The organism is Heyndrickxia sp. FSL W8-0496 (assembly GCF_038007825.1).
GTDB lineage: Bacteria > Bacillota > Bacilli > Bacillales > Bacillaceae_C > Heyndrickxia > Heyndrickxia oleronia.
In genome coordinates this window covers 281,988-298,047 of the sequence record NZ_JBBOXX010000001.1, presented here as the reverse complement: position 1 = coordinate 298,047, position 16,060 = coordinate 281,988, and the positions used below count along the sequence as shown (strand labels likewise).

The following is a 16,060-nucleotide window of genomic DNA, read 5'->3' as shown; positions in this document are numbered from 1 at the left end:
TGTTTCGAATTGTTCATTTATGAACTGTTTAAAATCATACAATAAATTTACTCCTTTAGATTCTTCAAGTCAATCGTTTAATTTTTGTTCATAACTATCTTTTTGTTCCACGCAAAGAGGCCTGAATCACCATTTCATGTGAAATCAGACCTCTTAATCGTCTTATTTTTAGGCAATAATCCTTTATTGCATATAGGTTTTTACAAGTTCATAACATCTTTCTTTCGTTACACGAGCAGCTACACTAAGATACTCTACTTGTTCATGAGTACCCCCTTTATATTTTGAAGATTCTTGTAGCGCAGTCTCATCTCTATATGTTATCCATTGTCTTTGCTTATGCTTTAACTTCTCCATCTCATCAGATGGCAACGTCATTTTTAGTTGATTATAAACATCATTTAATGCATGATCCCATCTTTCATATCGTTCATGTTCTGCTTGTTTCATTTCTACCGTATTTTCATTTTTATATAAACCATCTAAGTCAGACATTCCATATTCAATCGAATCAAGTTTTGCTAGAAATTCATTTCTTTGGCCTGCATTCGAATGACTAATAGTTTTGTTTTTAGAATCACTTTTTTCTTGATTTAGATTTTGAGATTCATTGTTTTGTTTAATGACTTTTTGATTCGCATTCGCCTTTTTGCTCTCTTCTGCTAGCTTTGCATACTTATCTAATTCAGTTTTTAAATGACCAGATAACGATTTTTTATCTCTAATTTGGTTTGCCTTTTCAATGGCTTTATCCCATTCATCCTGTTCAATCGCTTGTTTAACCTGAATAAGTGCTTCTGTGTTTTCATATAATTCCTTTATATTTTTATCTTCAGGTTTTTCGTCTAATGCAAGAGCATAGGAGGCAGCAGCTTTTTCAAATTCACCACTCTCTAATGCTTCTTGTGCCTTTTTCATCGCTTTATCATATATACCATTACTACAACCTGCAAATATTATAGATGCAACAATAAGGAGCAATCCCTTTTTCACATTTATATCCTCCATTCAAAATTAAGGGGGTATCCGAAAAATTTAAGTTTCAGACACACCTCTTTAATATATTTCATCAACTATTCTGTTTCATATGTACCTCTTCATATGGTTGGACAACAACAAAACCTTCTCCTTCAAATTTCATCTGAATAGATTCACCACTTCCTCTACCTAAGAAAGTCTTGAAGGAAATATCTGTTTGAAACTCCGGCTTTAAATCTCCCGACCAAGCGACCGTTGCATTTGGATCTGTAATAATAGGTTTTCCTGGTGTCACCTTTAAAGTAAGTGGTTCATAATAGGTAGTGATCGCAACCATTCCGGTTCCTTCACAACGGACATTGAATAATCCTCCCGCCATCATTCCAGCCACTTTTTTCATTAATTTAATGTCCCATTTGATACTTGGTTCAAATGCGAGTAAATCATTTCCGTTAACAAAAATGGCATCATTCTGTAAATGGAGAATAATTACTTTTTTACCTGAATCAGCAAGATATAATTTCCCATTCCCATTTGCCTTCATTAGGGATGTTCCTTCACCCGTAAATGCCTTTTTAAATGTTTTGCCTAAACCATGCTCAAAAATCCCCTCACGTTCAAACTTTATTTTCCCAGTGTAAGAGACCATTGAACCCGCTTTTGCCCATACTTGCCCATCTAAGTTTACTTCAAGAATACGAGGTGTTTCTAATTCAAAAAATCCTTCGCCTTTATCCTCCTGTTCTGTTTGTTGAATAAATTGGTCAATTGAATATTTGCTCACCATAAATCATCCTCCCTTTTAATAACAAACATTGTTCTCCAGGTATGTAGCAATTTTTTGTAAAACCACTTTATCTGTTATGATAATAGAATATTTTTTTGAAAAAAGTCTTTTTTTTAACTTAATTTCTAAATGATATCCGTGATTTACATCTTCATGAAGCCCATAAAATTTATGCCATTTCTTAATCTCCTCTATTTCAAAGGAATCGATGGCTGAGTAATGATAGAATTTTCCATTCATAACCATTCCCTCTTTAACGATAAAAAATGAATCTTGTAGTTTAATGGATGTAGTAAATAAATAAAAAAGAACCGACAATGTAAAATAGGAGGAGTGGAACCAATTTGTAGTAAAAGTAACAATGACGAATACTACAAATAGACAAATAGTTAGCACAGTCGTCCATTGAGCCAAACGGTATCCTCTAGAATCCTTCTTTAATGGTTTCTCGATCTTCATTTCTGGCAAAAACCGAATGGCATGATAATCTTCATTAGAAGGATAAAGTGCTTCCTGACTAAGATTTATTGCATTTCTTAATTGGAAATTATAACGAATTAACATTCCGGTTATACAAGCTAGAACGATACTAAATAGGATATTAAACATTATTTCCATAATAAATCACCCTACAAGATTTTACGAATGAACCATTGAAAATGTTTCATGTTCTTTTATTTAAATATAAGACTGATTTCGTATAGATTGTTGCTTTTGTAAGAGCCCAACTACCGGCTATTACATCCAATAAAGAATTCAGCGATTCTTATGAATTTTGCAGCTCTTTTCTCCGCGAAATGAAACATTTAAAATAGCAACAATGTTTAAGAAAAGAGCCCAATAAAAAAAGCCCGAAGCTATTTTTTGCTTCGGGCTGTTCATTTTATCCTTACCTATTTCACTGGAATCCATATTTCGGAATATAAATCTGGACTTGATGGATCATCTTCTGAGTAGACCTCTAATTCAGGTGTACCGGCATGCTCATATCCACTGGAAGGAAACCATTCTGAGAATATTTGTTTCCATACCTTTGGCATTGCACCAGGCATCGGACCATGAACCTCAAACACTGCCCATTTTGAAGCAGGAATTTCAAAGCTATCTAACCCTTCCGGCACTTCCCCATTACTTGCAGATGCGATCCAATACTCCATTTTCTTTGATTGATCAGCAATATTATCAACACAGATTCCCAGCACCCCTTTAATTGGTCCATTATTCACCTTAAATAATAGACCGTCGGTACCATTCTCATTGACTTCCTCCCAAAATTTTGGGATACCGATTAAATTTTCTTCATTCTCATAAGAATATTCCCTCTTTAATCCAACTACTTGAAATGCAGCTTCTTCCACAATACGATATTTCATTGGTTCTACCCCTTTCAGATTGACCTGAATAATCAGGCGATTATAGGATTGCAGCTTTCCTATCCCTTTTCGAGCATCACTGGGAGTAACACCGTGTTGTCTTCGAAAAGCTTTAGTAAAAGCCTCGGGAGTGTCATAACCATATTTATAGGCAAGATCAATAATTTTACAATCAGTACGCGATAGTTCTTCAGCAGCTAAAGTTAAACGCCTCCTACGAAGATATTCACCTACCGATATATCCGTTAGGACGGAGAATGTTCGCTGAAAATGAAAGCTTGATGCATTTGCATGTCTAGCAATACTTTCAATTGTTATATCCTCAAGCAAATGATCCTCCATATAATTGATTGCCTTTTGCAAAGATTCGATCCATGCCATGTCACTCACTCCTTAATTACATTTTAAAAGGGGGAACCATTTATATCCTGTTATTTTATGCTTTGTTCGGACAGTAAATGGCAATATCATAGATTATTACAATAAATAGAATAGACTCATCATTCAAATTATAATATATCTAGCCAAATTTTTGCTGCAGTTACAAAAATTAAAATGGATAAAATAACTTGAAGAACCTTCGTATTAGTATTTTTTCCGATCTTAGCTCCTATTGGTGAAGCGATAATACTTGCAATAACGATAATTAATGCTGGCAAATACTCCACTTGTCCCGTCGATACTTTTCCAGTAGCGGATCCGATCGATGAGAGAAAAGTGATGGCTAAAGAGGAAGCAATCGTCATTTTTGTAGGGATCTTTAAAACAACTAGCATAATCGGTACTAATAAAAATGAGCCACCTGCTCCTACAATTCCTGCACCAATTCCTATAACGAATGCAAGCAGTGCAGCTAACCATTTATTAAATTTCACTTGATTTAGTGGAATATTATCTATTCCTTTTTTAGGAACAAACATCATAATTGCTGCAAGCAGTGCCAATATCCCATAAATGATATTCACTCCACCTTCAGACATATGTGTCGAACCAAAGCCCCCTACAAAGCTTCCAATGAGGACACTAATGCCCATAAAGCCAATTAAAGTCTTATTTAAATACCCACCCTTTCGGTAAGCCCATACACCACCTATCGTTGCGAAGAACACTTGAATTGCCGTGATGCCTGACACTTCATGAGCACTAAAATGTGCAACTCCGAGAATTGCAGGAATATATAATAATAGAGGGTAGTTAATTATCGCCCCACCTATACCTAACATCCCCGAAATAAATGAACCTACAAAGCCAATGAAGAAAATGGTAACAATAAGGCCAATATCCATCACCGTTTACCTCCTTTAAAAAAGGAACCATAATCGGTTCCTTTTATTTAAAGCATTTTACTAATGTTACTTCACATGTCACTACTAGCCTTTTTTATCCAAAATTTTAGAATTCCATCAATTTCTTCTTGTTTTATAAGCTCATGACCAACTGTATTAGTCCATGCAGCCAGATCATTCTTTGCACCTTTATCAGTTGCATGAATTTCTAAAATTTCTCCAAGTTTCAGTTCATCCATTGCTTTTTTTGTTCTCACGATTGGCATTGGACATGCTAGTCCTTTTGCATCTAGAATTTTTGTCACTTCCATCTCTATATTCCTCCTATTCTACCGAACCGCACAACGATTTGGCCCAATTTCCATTTCACGTTGCTTTTCTTCATCAGGGGAAAATTTCCCCATATTTGCTTGTCGAATTTCTTGATACGCATTTGGTTGAGGTGGCAAATTCTCCGTTACTAGCCTTCTAAATTCCCTTTCATCCTCTATGCTTAAGCCATGATTCTTTCTATACAAAGTTCCTAGCTTCTCTGAAACACTGCCATCATCCTTCAACTCATCGATAATCATGAAATGAGCTGGTAGAACAATTAGCTCTTCTGATAATTCTCTATAACGAGTATACAGGCTGTCTCTTAAATCAGCGACCCAATCTTCCGCCATCCCAGCTAGATCTGGTCTTCCGATTGAATCAATAAATAAAATATCCCCTGTTAATAAATATTGGTCATCAATGATAAATGACGTTGAGCCAAGGGTGTGGCCCGGTGTGTATAAAGCATGAATATGAATACTTGTATTTCCAATCATTACATCGCTTCCGTCTTCTAATGCTTGATAATTAAATGTAACTTCTGTTGCATCTTTAGACGGTAGCCAATAGATCGCATTCATTTCGTTGGCAATGCTTCTCCCCCCTGAAATATGATCCGCATGAAGATGCGTATCAAAAACATGCTTTATTGTTGCATTTTTACTTTTCGCAAAATCTATAAAAATATCAATCATGCGTGTGGCATCTATTACTGCTGCTTCTCCATTAGATATAACCATATAGGATAAACAACCTTTACCCATTCGAACAAATTGGTATACTTCGCCACCATTGATCAAATCCCCTATTTTTACTGGCTCTAAATACTCGCTCCAAGCTTTCATACCGCCTTTTAAATAGGAAACAGTAAGACCCGCTTCAGATAACATATTTGCGATCATGACTGAGGAACCTTCCTTCGCACAAACCACCAATACCTCTTGATCAGTTGGAATACGATCAAGAATTCCCTCTACCCCATCAAGCAATTCAAAATAAGGAATATTTAAATGGTCAAAGAATTCCCCTTCAATTTTCCAATCCGCAAATTCTGAATGATTGCGTACATCTAAAATAAACAATTTTTCTTTAGCAACAATCCTTCTAGTTACATCCTTAGCTGTTAACATATGAACCGTCATTCCAAATTACCCCCTTAGGTATATTTGATACTAAAAAAAATACTCTTATCTTTGATTTAATAGGGGGCTTTACCCCCTATCAATTAGAATGTTAATGTAATATCAGCATCTTTAGCAAAATCTAAAAATGTAACGGCTCCGCCAACTTCAATTCCTGAGACAAATGATTCCTTTTCAAGTCCCATAACATCCATTGTCATTTGACAACCGATAAATTTCACTCCCATTTCTTGAGCCATTTCAACTAACTCAGGGATAGATGGTACATTTGCCTTTTTAAACCCTTCAGCAAAGTGTTCTTTTCCTTCAGGCATTGGAAGTTGCTTATGAGCTTCCTTATGAATTAAATTTAAACCTTCAAAAGTAAAGAAGATAGCTACCTCTTGATCAGTTGCTGCTGCCGCTGTTGCAATATTAAACACCTTGTATGCATCAAATAGTCCACCATTACTTGCAATAATTGCTACTTTTTTATTCATGTTCATTTCCTCCTAGTTTTCTAATGCTTTCATTATTTGATTTGGGTCATAACCGACAACCCATTTGCCATTAATCTCTATTTGAGGGACTCCCATTTTCCCTGTCATATCAATTAGTTTTTGAACAATTCTCGGATTTTTGTCTACATTAATCTCTTTAAATGGAATGTTTTGATTCAATAAAAAGTTTTTTAACATGACACAATATACACATTGGTTAGTTGTGTAAACAGTAACAGGTTCCATATTGATTACCTCCTAGCTGTTGATATTAATCGTTTTACCTAGCCAGTTACTCATCCCAGGAACAACATTAAATACCTTCTTATAGCCTTTCGCTGCTAATTTTTGTGCAGCAAGATCACTCCGATTCCCTGTACGACAAATAATAGCAATTTCCGCCTCTTTATTGAGATCATCTAAACGACTTTCTAAATCTTCTAATGGTATAGAGATGGCCTTTGGAATATGATTAAATACATATTCGGCAACTTCACGAACATCGATTAAGACGAAATCAGCATTTTCTTCTAACTTCTTTTCTAATTCTTCATTACTTAAAATATGGGGATGTTTTCGCTCATCAGATTCTTCATTCGAAGACTTTCTCAAAAAATGTTTCAATACATCTCCATCTTCAATTGTCCCTAGATATTGATGGCCAGTTGTTTCTGCCCAGGCTTTCATATCTGCTTTTGAACCCTTATCAGTGGCTTGAACCTCTAATACTTGACCAGCTGCTAAATCATTCATTGCCTTTTTCGTTTTAACTATTGGCATTGGACAAGCTAGCCCTTTTGCATCCAATGTGAAATTGGTTTTTAATGATTCCATACGATAACCTCCATACTACTACCCCTATAGGTATATTGCATTCCAAAAATTTTTATTCTGTTTCACCATCCCACTCTAGCATACCACCAGACATGTTAATTACCTGATAGCCCCAACTTTCAAGAAATTGTGTCGCGCGTCCACTTCTTCCTCCAGAGCGACAAACCATAATATATTCCTTTGATTTATCTAATTCATGCATACGTGCTTCCAATAAACCTAGAGGAATATTTACAACACCTGGTATCTTACCTTCTTTTACCTCATCCACCTCACGAACATCGATTAGATTTAAAGACTTACCACTTTCAAGTAATTGTTTTACTTCAGTTGTTGATAGTTGTTTCACTTTATTCCCTCCATTTACTTATCTCCAGCTGCTTACTCCGCCTTTTACATTGGCTATATGTTTAAAACCTAATTTTTTTAGCATTTTACTCGCCTGTTGGCTTCTCATCCCACTTTGACATATAACCACAACATCTTTCTCTTTTGATAGAATTTGTGCTTTTTGTGATAGCTGTTGAAGTGGAATATTTTTAAATCCAGGGATATGAAATCCTTTATACTCGCCCGGTGTACGCACATCGATAAATTGTTTATTTTGATGATCTTCTAATTCATGTTCTAACTGACTAATCGTTATGTTCTTTACTCCCTTTGTTGGCAAAAAGCGAATAACAATAAAAATAACAATCACACCAAAAATTATATAGCTCAACAGCATCTTCTCCTTTTTAATTACCATTACCCCTATAGGTATATAGAACCTTAAAAATAAAAGGGGTGTCAGACCCTTTATCTACTTTTTACGAGTAGATTAACAGCTTCCTTAATTAATTCCTCAGGACTGTCTCCATTATTTTCATTCGCTTCTTTTACACATTCAACGAGATTAGAACTTACGATTACACCAATTGTTCGATCAATTGCTGTTCTTGCAGCGGATAATTGAGTAATCACATCTTTACAGTCTTTCGTTTCTTCCATCATTCTTAAAATGCCTCGTAATTGACCTTCAATGCGTTTCACTCGATTTTTCATTTGATCATTATATTCCATTCCCTTTCCTCCCTTCGCACAAATTATTTATTAAGGCTGCTCCACCTTTCCTTTCACTGAGAAAAGAGCAGTAAACTCCGTAAGAATGTTGAATTTAAAAGTCGGTACTTTGGCTTTCACTAAATACTAAAACAGCCTTTATTAAAAATGACCTTATTTCAAGGATCATCTATTTATTTGTAAAATGACTTAACAAAACTAATCATATACCCATATGGGTATATTGTCAACCGAAAATATATTTCTTTATTTTATTTACAATAATCAATACAGAGTATTAATCGTTTCTCAATATCCGCTGCTAAACGCTGCATCTTTTCATCATGTAACATGCTAATTAGTGATGTAGGTCGAGGCATGCCAATTTTAGTCTTCCCATTATCTTCAAACACTACTATTTTACATGGCAGAAAATAACCGGCCATTAGATTTTCACTTAGTACACGATAAGCTTCATATGGATTACATACCTCAAGGACTTTAAACTCTCTTGAAAAGTCTAATCCTTTATCATTCAGCTTTTCCTTCATATCAAATGTAGATAAGACTCCAAATTGCTCCTTCCTCAAGCTTTCCTCGAGGGCTGCAATTGCTTCTGTCATACTTTTACCTGTTTCAATTGTGTAATCAAACATATTAAATCATCCTTTCACTACTTCATCTCTATAATCGCTGCATAAACTGCAGCATTTAATGAAACAATCTTGGAATGAAATCCATTGTCTAATAAAAAGCTTTGCATTTTATCAGAAGATATTCTTTCATGAATGGGTGGTCCTACCTGTGATTCTACAGCATCCCACTCAATAATCATTAATTTCCCACCTTTTTTTAAAATCCGCTTGAATTCACTTAAAGCTTTCTCCATATTAGGTATCTCATGCATAACGAAGGCAACAAATGCTTTATCTACGCTCGCATCATCCAATTGGATATTTTCAAGATCACTTAGAACATATTGAATATTCTTTATTCCTTCTTTTAACGCACGTTCCTTTAACAACTCAAGCATTTTAGGCTCAACATCTACCGCAAATACATGATTATCCGTTTTTCTAGCAAACGGAATAGTGAAAAATCCATTTCCAGATCCAAGATCGGCAATACGATCATGATCAGAAAGATCTAGTAATGAGATTATTTCTTTTTGATTAAGCAGTTTCGTTCTTTTTGGATCCAATAGTTTATCTGCCTTTTCTGGGCTAAAACGATGACCAGCCATATTCATCCTCTCCTTTTCATTTGAATTCATTCGGAATTATAGACCTATATGACCCGCTATGTCGAATAATAGGATTGCTGAATTTTAATTTATTATTCCAATTCAACCGTAAAGAATATTATTTTTAAAGACAAAATTGAACAGCCGGGAATTATCGCCATTTCTCTTTACATTAGAAGCAAAATTCTTTAGAATTATTGTTTCTTTTAATATGATAGCATTGACTATATTTTTATGGATATCTTAAAACTAGGTGATAATTATGACACAAACATTACGTAAGCCATGGTTACTCGTTTTAACCATTGGATTAGGCACATTATTAAATCCGTTAAATTCTTCAATGATTTCAGTAGCATTAACACGAATGCAGCATGAGTTTGCTTTAAGTTTTGCAGATGCCTCATGGCTAATTTCCGTTTTTTACCTGGCTAGTGCTGCTGCGCAACCTGTAATGGGGAAATTAAGTGATATGTTCGGACCAAAAAGATTATTTTTAGCTGGGTTGATTCTTGTTGCAATCGCTTCGACACTAGCACCGTTTTCACCCAGTTTTCCTTTTTTATTAGGGTGTCGGGCGCTTCAAGCAATTGGTAGCTCCACATTGTTTCCTAGTGGAATGAGTATGGTTCGCACAAGTATTTCTAAAGGGCAGGCAAAAGCACTTGCGACATTATCTATTTTCTCCTCCACCTCAGCAGCTTTTGGCCCTTCCATTGGAGGGTTTTTAATTGAATCATGGGATTGGCCATCGATCTTTTTCGTTAATTTCCCTTTTATCGTCCTTTCCTTTATTATGGCAATTTTTATTTTGCCTAAGACTGATCAAGTAAAGATTGAATTGGGACGTATAGATTTCGGAGGCATTCTACTTTTTATCATAACAATGATTGGATTGATCCTATTCCTTTTATCTTTGGAATCAACTATTCGCTGGTGGGCATTAATTGTATTTATCATCGCAGGAATCATATTCTATAAGTATGAAAACAAGAGAAATGAACCGTTTATTGACTTCGATTCTTTGAAAAAGAATTCGAATGTGTCCTTTATCTATTTGCAGTTCATCAGTATTAATCTTGTGTTTTATTGTTATTTCTTTGGGTTTCCACTATTTTTACAGCAGGTTCATCATTATAGTGAAAAGCATACAGGTTTAATTATGCTTGCCCTCGCAGGGTTTGGTGTTATTATTGCACCGATTGCAGGGCGATTGATTGATCAATATCATTCAAAACTTCCACTTGTTATCGGAGCAATATTTTTATTAATAGGAACAGCCTTATTGTTAAGTCTGCGGGAACAATCACCACTATTGTGGCTACTTATCATTATGGCAGTCCTTGGAATTAGTAACGGCTTCAATAATATTTCCATGCAAACTGCTCTATATGAACATGTGAAACCTGAGGAAACCGGCTCAGCTTCTGGCCTTTTCCAAACAAGCCGTTATATTGGCTCCATTCTTTCATCCAGTCTATTAGGTATTTTATTTAGCACACATTTAGATGTGCAGCATCTTCACAAGGTTGCTATCGTCTGCCTATTTTTCTGTGTATTAGTGCTCATATTGGCACTTCGACTTCCGGGAAAATTGCAGCTAAAAAAACAGGGGTAGGGGTATCATGGATGCCCCTTTTTCTTTAGCTAAACTTTCTATCATCGATCTGTAACTTTTCCCTTTCTTTTTCGTCAATATAGATAGAATAACTGCTGGGAGGAAAGATAATGAAAAAAGTGAGTATCATTACTGCAAGTGTAATAGCAACTGGAATCGCATTAAGTAGCTCTCCTGTCATGGCCGCTAAATCTGAAACAGCAGATGAGAGTACCCAACAAATGGATGCATCGGACTATATCAGCGGAACTGGGGTTATAACGGAAATAAACCAAGATGGAAACTCCCTATCAATAGTTGTTGAAAATCCCGAAAATTCATTAATTACAATTTTTCCGATCACTAAAGATGTGTTGTTAGTTGATAACAGGACCACTAACAAGATCAATAAGAATCAGCTAAAAAAAGGGACGAAAGTAACAGCATATTATGATAAACATAAACCAATGCTAATGATTTATCCCCCAACGATTACTCCAGAGCTATTGGTCGTTCACAGCGACAAGGACATGGGGATGGTCAAGGTAGCTAAGTTTAATCAACAACTGGTTAGCTTAGATGGTCAGCTAAAATTAAATCTTAGCAATGACACCATTCTCTTAAATAAAAAGGGAGAAAAAATTAATAAAAAGGACCTGTATGGCAAGGATCTAGTTGTCTTTTATTCAATAACAACAAAAAGTATCCCAGCACAAACGACACCCAAAAAGATTATTGCTTTAGACAACCTTGATCAGAAAAAAAGGGAGATACGGCAAATAATCGGTAAAGATTACTATATGAAAAAAGAAGTGAAGATGATTCCCCTACGCAAAGTGGCAGACCATTTAGGCTATCATGTGAAATGGGATGCTAGAACTTCTAACACCATCATCACCATTAGTAAGCAAAATCGATCCTATCAAATTTCAATTGGAAAAAAAGAATATGGATACAATCGCAGCATTAAATTTTTTGAGGTGGCTCCTGAAATAAAAAATGGAAAAACCTATGTTTCTGAAGATTTCCTCGAGGAGTTATTTAAGGAGTAATTTTAGTAGTAGAGCTTCTGTAAAAGTAGGAAGCTCTTTTTTCGTGCAAAAGATGTCCCCGTTCGTGCGAAAAAGGATAAATTCGTGCGAATCTTACCCCTATTCGTGCGAATGGACCGTGTATTTTAAAGATCGTGCGAATCGTTGCCCAAAACGTGCGAATATCGATTGATTTCGTGCGAATCACCTCCGAAATCGTGCGAAAATAATCAAATTAAGCTAGCTTTATTAAAAAATAAAGACTCTTAGAGTTAGATTTCTGAAAGTTCCTTCCCCATGCAGGAATCCAGACACAGTTGTTGAATAAATTTAGAAAGAAAAGGAGTTGAAAAGATGATTAAGAAGGAGTGCAAAAAATCATTTCGATTATTAGAATTGGAAACCATTCACCGGATAATATCCCCTTCACATCAGAGAAGATCAGTGATTGAAGAGAACTTAAGAAGAGAAAAAGCTGGATACCAAGGTGAAAAATCACTAGATTATTATTTAAGCTTTTTATCAGATCGAAAATACCTCATCTTCCACGGGATTAGGCTTCATAATACTAATCAATATTATTTTCAAATGGATATTCTTATACTATCTCAACGTTTTTTTGTCATTTTAGAGGTAAAGAACTTTGGAGGTGCGATTACATTTGACGAAGAATTAAAACAATTAATCCAGGAAAAGGACGGGGAAATTAAAGTTTATCAAGACCCACTCTCTCAAGTTCTACTTCAAAAGCGTCAATTTGCGAAATGGTTGCAGATACATAAGATTTCTTCCCTCCCCATCTTCACATTTGTTGTCATCAGTAACCCCTATACACTTATTCATTTTAAAAACCCATCTAATCGTCTACATATGGTAAGTAACTCTATGCATCTAATCTCAAAAATCGAAGACATTGAAAGAATAAATCATAGAGATGTTTTAACAAAAAAAGAACTCCAAAAACTAACAAAATTATTATTAAGGGAAAACGAATCAAAAAAGGAGGATTTATTAAAGCAATTCCAGATTCACAAAGATGAGATTATCAAAGGTGTTTATTGCCCCAATTGTTTTCAACTCCCAATGAAAAGAGGACACGGAAAGTGGTATTGTAATCAATGTCTACAGTCCTCAAAACTTGCACATTTATTTTCATTGCAAGATTATATTTTGCTATTTGGAACCTCCATTACCCATAAGCAATTAAGTGATTTCCTTCAGATTTCCTCACGAACAATTACTACAAATATTATCAAATCATTGAATTTACCATTCGAAGGAAAAGGGAAAGGAAGAGTATATGAACTATCAATTTTGGAAAGGAAAATGTTTTAAAGCAATATTAAATGCTCTTGTCTATTAAGAAATCTCATCACTTTTGAACTTGCGTTTACCTCGAACAAATGCATCCCTGTGTCACCAGTTGGAAAAACAGTATCACTATTGTATGGAACTAAAAGGCATGCTTTTAAAAAATTTGAGATAAATCCACCATGTGACACAATAGCGATGCGCCGATACTGATAATAATCTGTAGTCACTCTGGAGTACACTCGTTCCGCTCGATAGCGAAACTCGAGTTCAGATTCTCCATTTTGAATCGGAATATGTGCAGGTCTCCCATTCACAGGTAAAGGATATTTCTTTGCTGCCACTTCCTTAGGGAGTCCAGCTAAGACACCATTATTAAACTCCATTAAGTCCCTATCCTCAATTAAGGAACAATCTATTCGTTCCTTTAATAATTCAGCCGTTCTTTTTGCCCTTTTTAGTGGACTTGTTAATATGATATCCGGTGGGAAATGGGTACCTACATATTGAGCCATTTTCTTTGCCTGAAGTTCCCCAAATGGTGTTAACGGAAAATCAGCTCTCCCTTCATGTACATCTAATAAATCTGCTATCTGATTGCCCGTGTCTTATGACTAATATTTCCATTTCCATCCCCACTTCATGTTTGTCTGTTGCTATACATCATTCTCCCCTCTAAGGACTTTTTCCTTCATACTTATACTCATAACAAATAATTCTCATTTTCTACTTCCAGTTGAATAGAAATTATGATCATTCAACCAAACGTTGATAGGCTAATAAATCTCTTTATGCTATTTAAGGAAGTGGATACAGAACAATTAAGTCCCCAACTATTTGCTAACCTTTGCCCCATTTCTAGATAAACAAACGATTAGTAATATATGATTATGTAAGGAAAACTAGTCTATTTCTATTGAGAGATTTTTCAATTTTAGTATAATTACAATAATATAAGCACCGTTTATTAATGTTAAGGCCTTCATATATAGACAAGGCCTTTCATTATTTTTTCAAGGAGAGAGCAAATGGAAATAAGAGAATATCATTCAAGCGATGAGGTCGGATGGCTCCGTTGTAGAGCTCTGTCATTTCTTCATACAGCATACTATGACAATGTCTTAAGGGAAAAGGAGCACTATGAAAATCCATCTATTGAATTAATTGCTATTGAAGATGGGACAATTGTTGGTTTACTAGATATTGAGTATGAAAAAGAAGAACTCACAGTCTGTTCTAGAGGATCTGGTCTTGGCGGGATGATATGGCATGTTGCTGTTCATCCCGATTACCAAAGAATGGGGATTGGTAATAAATTATTATATGAAGCTGAAAAAATAGCCAAGCAAAAAGGGCTAAATCGTTTAGAAGCTTGGACAAGAGACGATCAGTGGGTGCAAAATTGGTACGAAAAAAATGGCTTTAACAAGGTGGATTCCTATTTGCATGTATTTATGGATGGAGAACAAGAACTAGAGGGATATGTCCAATCTTCATTCCCCAAATTATACCCTGTTCAGGCTTTTGCCCATTATCTTGGCGAGGAAAAAGAAGAATTAAAGAAGCAATTTAAACGTGTCCATGAATGTGTATGCTATGAAAAAATGTTAAAATAAGTGATATTGCCGAAACGTCAACCTTTTTTAGAAAGGAAATTGTATATGAACAGATGCGGTTGGGTCAATGATGATCCATTATACATTCATTATCATGATCACGAATGGGGTGTGCCTGTTTATGATGATCAATTATTATTTGAGTATTTAAATTTAGAGGGTGCACAAGCAGGCTTAAGCTGGTACACCATTCTCAAAAAACGGGAGAATTACCGAAAAGCATTTGATCAATTTGATCCTGCAAAAATTATTCATTATGACGATAAAAAAATACAGGAGCTATTAAACAATGAAGGCATAGTCCGTAACAAACTAAAGATCAACGCAGTAATAACGAATGCAAAAGCCTATTTTAACATTGTTGAAGAATTCGGTTCCTTTCATACTTATTTATGGTCATTTGTCGGAGGAAAACCGATACAGAATCATTTTCACTCATTAAGTGACGTCCCTGCCACTACAGAGATTAGTGATAAACTAAGTAAGGATTTAAAAAAACGCGGATTCAAATTTGTCGGCTCTACAATTTGCTATGCCTTTATGCAAGCTACAGGAATGGTTAACGATCATATTGTCAGCTGTCATTGTTATCCGGGATAATGGGACAAGGGGTCAGGTCCACTGTCCCGTTCTTTCTGAATGAAAATGGGACAGGGGGTCTGACCCCCTGTCCCAATTATTTTGATTGTACTAGTTTTTCAGAACGATCTTTTTGATTTAACATCACGACGCCACCAATTATTAGTATAATACCAAGTCCAGAATAAAGATTAAAAGATTCACCCCAAGCAACTATACCGACAATGACGGTTAAGGCTGTACCTACACCCGACCAAATGGCATAAGCTAAACTTAGCGGTATCATCTTTAAACATAAAGACAAACAGTAGAATGCAATACCATAGCCTAGAGCAACCCCTATACTAGGGAAGATAACAGTAAACCCATCTGATATTTTTAGCATCATTGTTGCAACAACTTCCGAAATAATAGAAATTGATAAAAATAGATAACCTTTCATAAATAC

General features: G+C 35.3%; 22 protein-coding genes. 5 read left to right on the top strand and 17 right to left on the bottom strand.

Annotated elements, in window-relative coordinates; all coding sequences use genetic code 11:
* Positions 1 to 183: 183 nt before the first annotated feature.
* The 15 genes from NST63_RS01740 to NST63_RS01670 form a co-directional block, all read right to left on the bottom strand.
* The gene (locus tag NST63_RS01740) at positions 184 to 993 is read right to left on the bottom strand and encodes a lysozyme inhibitor LprI family protein (protein ID WP_341041119.1); all 810 of its coding nucleotides are present in this window, start codon (positions 991 to 993) and stop codon (positions 184 to 186) included.
* A 76-nt stretch (positions 994 to 1,069) separates the two neighbouring features.
* Positions 1,070 to 1,762: an AIM24 family protein gene (locus tag NST63_RS01735; protein ID WP_212946157.1), complete on the bottom strand. Its 693-nt coding sequence runs from the start codon at positions 1,760 to 1,762 to the stop codon at positions 1,070 to 1,072.
* Positions 1,763 to 1,780: 18 nt separating this feature from the next.
* Complete coding sequence (locus NST63_RS01730; RefSeq protein WP_341041118.1) at positions 1,781 to 2,383, bottom strand: hypothetical protein; 603 nt, start codon at positions 2,381 to 2,383, stop codon at positions 1,781 to 1,783.
* 275 nt (positions 2,384 to 2,658) lie between these two features.
* The gene (locus NST63_RS01725; RefSeq protein WP_341041117.1) at positions 2,659 to 3,519 is read right to left on the bottom strand and encodes an AraC family transcriptional regulator; all 861 of its coding nucleotides are present in this window, start codon (positions 3,517 to 3,519) and stop codon (positions 2,659 to 2,661) included.
* A gap of 128 nt (positions 3,520 to 3,647) precedes the next feature.
* Positions 3,648 to 4,424: a sulfite exporter TauE/SafE family protein gene (locus NST63_RS01720; RefSeq protein WP_212946156.1), complete on the bottom strand. Its 777-nt coding sequence runs from the start codon at positions 4,422 to 4,424 to the stop codon at positions 3,648 to 3,650.
* Between the two features lie 71 nt (positions 4,425 to 4,495).
* Positions 4,496 to 4,735, bottom strand: coding sequence for a sulfurtransferase TusA family protein (locus NST63_RS01715; protein ID WP_212946063.1), 240 nt, complete (start codon positions 4,733 to 4,735; stop codon positions 4,496 to 4,498).
* An 18-nt stretch (positions 4,736 to 4,753) separates the two neighbouring features.
* On the bottom strand, positions 4,754 to 5,881 hold the full coding sequence (locus NST63_RS01710) for an MBL fold metallo-hydrolase (protein ID WP_341041116.1): 1,128 nt from the start codon (positions 5,879 to 5,881) through the stop codon (positions 4,754 to 4,756).
* Positions 5,882 to 5,964: 83 nt separating this feature from the next.
* A complete protein-coding gene (locus NST63_RS01705; protein WP_058004240.1) occupies positions 5,965 to 6,360 on the bottom strand; it encodes a DsrE/DsrF/DrsH-like family protein in 396 nt (131 codons plus the stop codon).
* Positions 6,361 to 6,372: 12 nt separating this feature from the next.
* Positions 6,373 to 6,606, bottom strand: a complete 234-nt coding sequence (locus NST63_RS01700; protein WP_212946061.1) for a glutaredoxin family protein — start codon at positions 6,604 to 6,606, stop codon at positions 6,373 to 6,375.
* Positions 6,607 to 6,618: 12 nt separating this feature from the next.
* Entirely contained in the window at positions 6,619 to 7,194 is a 576-nt protein-coding gene (locus NST63_RS01695; RefSeq protein ID WP_212946060.1) for a sulfurtransferase TusA family protein, read from the bottom strand.
* Between the two features lie 52 nt (positions 7,195 to 7,246).
* Positions 7,247 to 7,543 (bottom strand): rhodanese-like domain-containing protein, encoded by a 297-nt coding sequence (locus NST63_RS01690; protein ID WP_058004243.1) that lies wholly within the window; start codon positions 7,541 to 7,543, stop codon positions 7,247 to 7,249.
* An 18-nt stretch (positions 7,544 to 7,561) separates the two neighbouring features.
* Entirely contained in the window at positions 7,562 to 7,921 is a 360-nt protein-coding gene (locus tag NST63_RS01685; RefSeq protein ID WP_212946155.1) for a rhodanese-like domain-containing protein, read from the bottom strand.
* Positions 7,922 to 7,992: 71 nt separating this feature from the next.
* The gene (locus tag NST63_RS01680; protein WP_058004244.1) at positions 7,993 to 8,256 is read right to left on the bottom strand and encodes a metal-sensitive transcriptional regulator; all 264 of its coding nucleotides are present in this window, start codon (positions 8,254 to 8,256) and stop codon (positions 7,993 to 7,995) included.
* A gap of 251 nt (positions 8,257 to 8,507) precedes the next feature.
* Positions 8,508 to 8,891, bottom strand: a complete 384-nt coding sequence (locus tag NST63_RS01675; protein WP_212946059.1) for a DUF302 domain-containing protein — start codon at positions 8,889 to 8,891, stop codon at positions 8,508 to 8,510.
* 17 nt (positions 8,892 to 8,908) lie between these two features.
* On the bottom strand, positions 8,909 to 9,478 hold the full coding sequence (locus tag NST63_RS01670) for a class I SAM-dependent methyltransferase (RefSeq protein WP_212946058.1): 570 nt from the start codon (positions 9,476 to 9,478) through the stop codon (positions 8,909 to 8,911).
* 262 nt (positions 9,479 to 9,740) lie between these two features.
* Here NST63_RS01670 and NST63_RS01665 point away from each other — a divergent pair, with 262 nt between their 5' ends.
* The 3 genes from NST63_RS01665 to NST63_RS01655 all read left to right on the top strand — a co-directional run bounded on the left by NST63_RS01665 (position 9,741) and on the right by NST63_RS01655 (position 13,441).
* The gene (locus NST63_RS01665; RefSeq protein WP_212946057.1) at positions 9,741 to 11,096 is read left to right on the top strand and encodes an MFS transporter; all 1,356 of its coding nucleotides are present in this window, start codon (positions 9,741 to 9,743) and stop codon (positions 11,094 to 11,096) included.
* Positions 11,097 to 11,206: 110 nt separating this feature from the next.
* Positions 11,207 to 12,127, top strand: a complete 921-nt coding sequence (locus tag NST63_RS01660; RefSeq protein ID WP_341041115.1) for a copper amine oxidase N-terminal domain-containing protein — start codon at positions 11,207 to 11,209, stop codon at positions 12,125 to 12,127.
* Positions 12,128 to 12,460: 333 nt separating this feature from the next.
* A complete protein-coding gene (locus NST63_RS01655; protein ID WP_341041113.1) occupies positions 12,461 to 13,441 on the top strand; it encodes an NERD domain-containing protein in 981 nt (326 codons plus the stop codon).
* On the opposite strand, the gene NST63_RS01650 is transcribed toward NST63_RS01655, so the two are convergent.
* Positions 13,438 to 13,932, bottom strand: coding sequence for a histidine phosphatase family protein (locus tag NST63_RS01650; RefSeq protein WP_436580422.1), 495 nt, complete (start codon positions 13,930 to 13,932; stop codon positions 13,438 to 13,440). The genes NST63_RS01655 and NST63_RS01650 overlap by 4 nt on opposite strands.
* 513 nt (positions 13,933 to 14,445) lie before the next feature.
* Here NST63_RS01650 and NST63_RS01645 point away from each other — a divergent pair.
* Together NST63_RS01645 and NST63_RS01640 are read left to right on the top strand one after the other, a co-directional pair.
* Entirely contained in the window at positions 14,446 to 15,033 is a 588-nt protein-coding gene (locus tag NST63_RS01645) for a GNAT family N-acetyltransferase (RefSeq protein ID WP_212946054.1), read from the top strand.
* A gap of 45 nt (positions 15,034 to 15,078) precedes the next feature.
* Positions 15,079 to 15,633, top strand: a complete 555-nt coding sequence (locus NST63_RS01640; protein ID WP_071977373.1) for a DNA-3-methyladenine glycosylase I — start codon at positions 15,079 to 15,081, stop codon at positions 15,631 to 15,633.
* A 76-nt stretch (positions 15,634 to 15,709) separates the two neighbouring features.
* Here NST63_RS01640 and NST63_RS01635 read toward each other — a convergent pair whose 3' ends face one another.
* On the bottom strand, positions 15,710 to 16,054 hold the full coding sequence (locus NST63_RS01635) for a DMT family transporter (RefSeq protein ID WP_212946053.1): 345 nt from the start codon (positions 16,052 to 16,054) through the stop codon (positions 15,710 to 15,712).
* Positions 16,055 to 16,060: the final 6 nt, after the last annotated feature.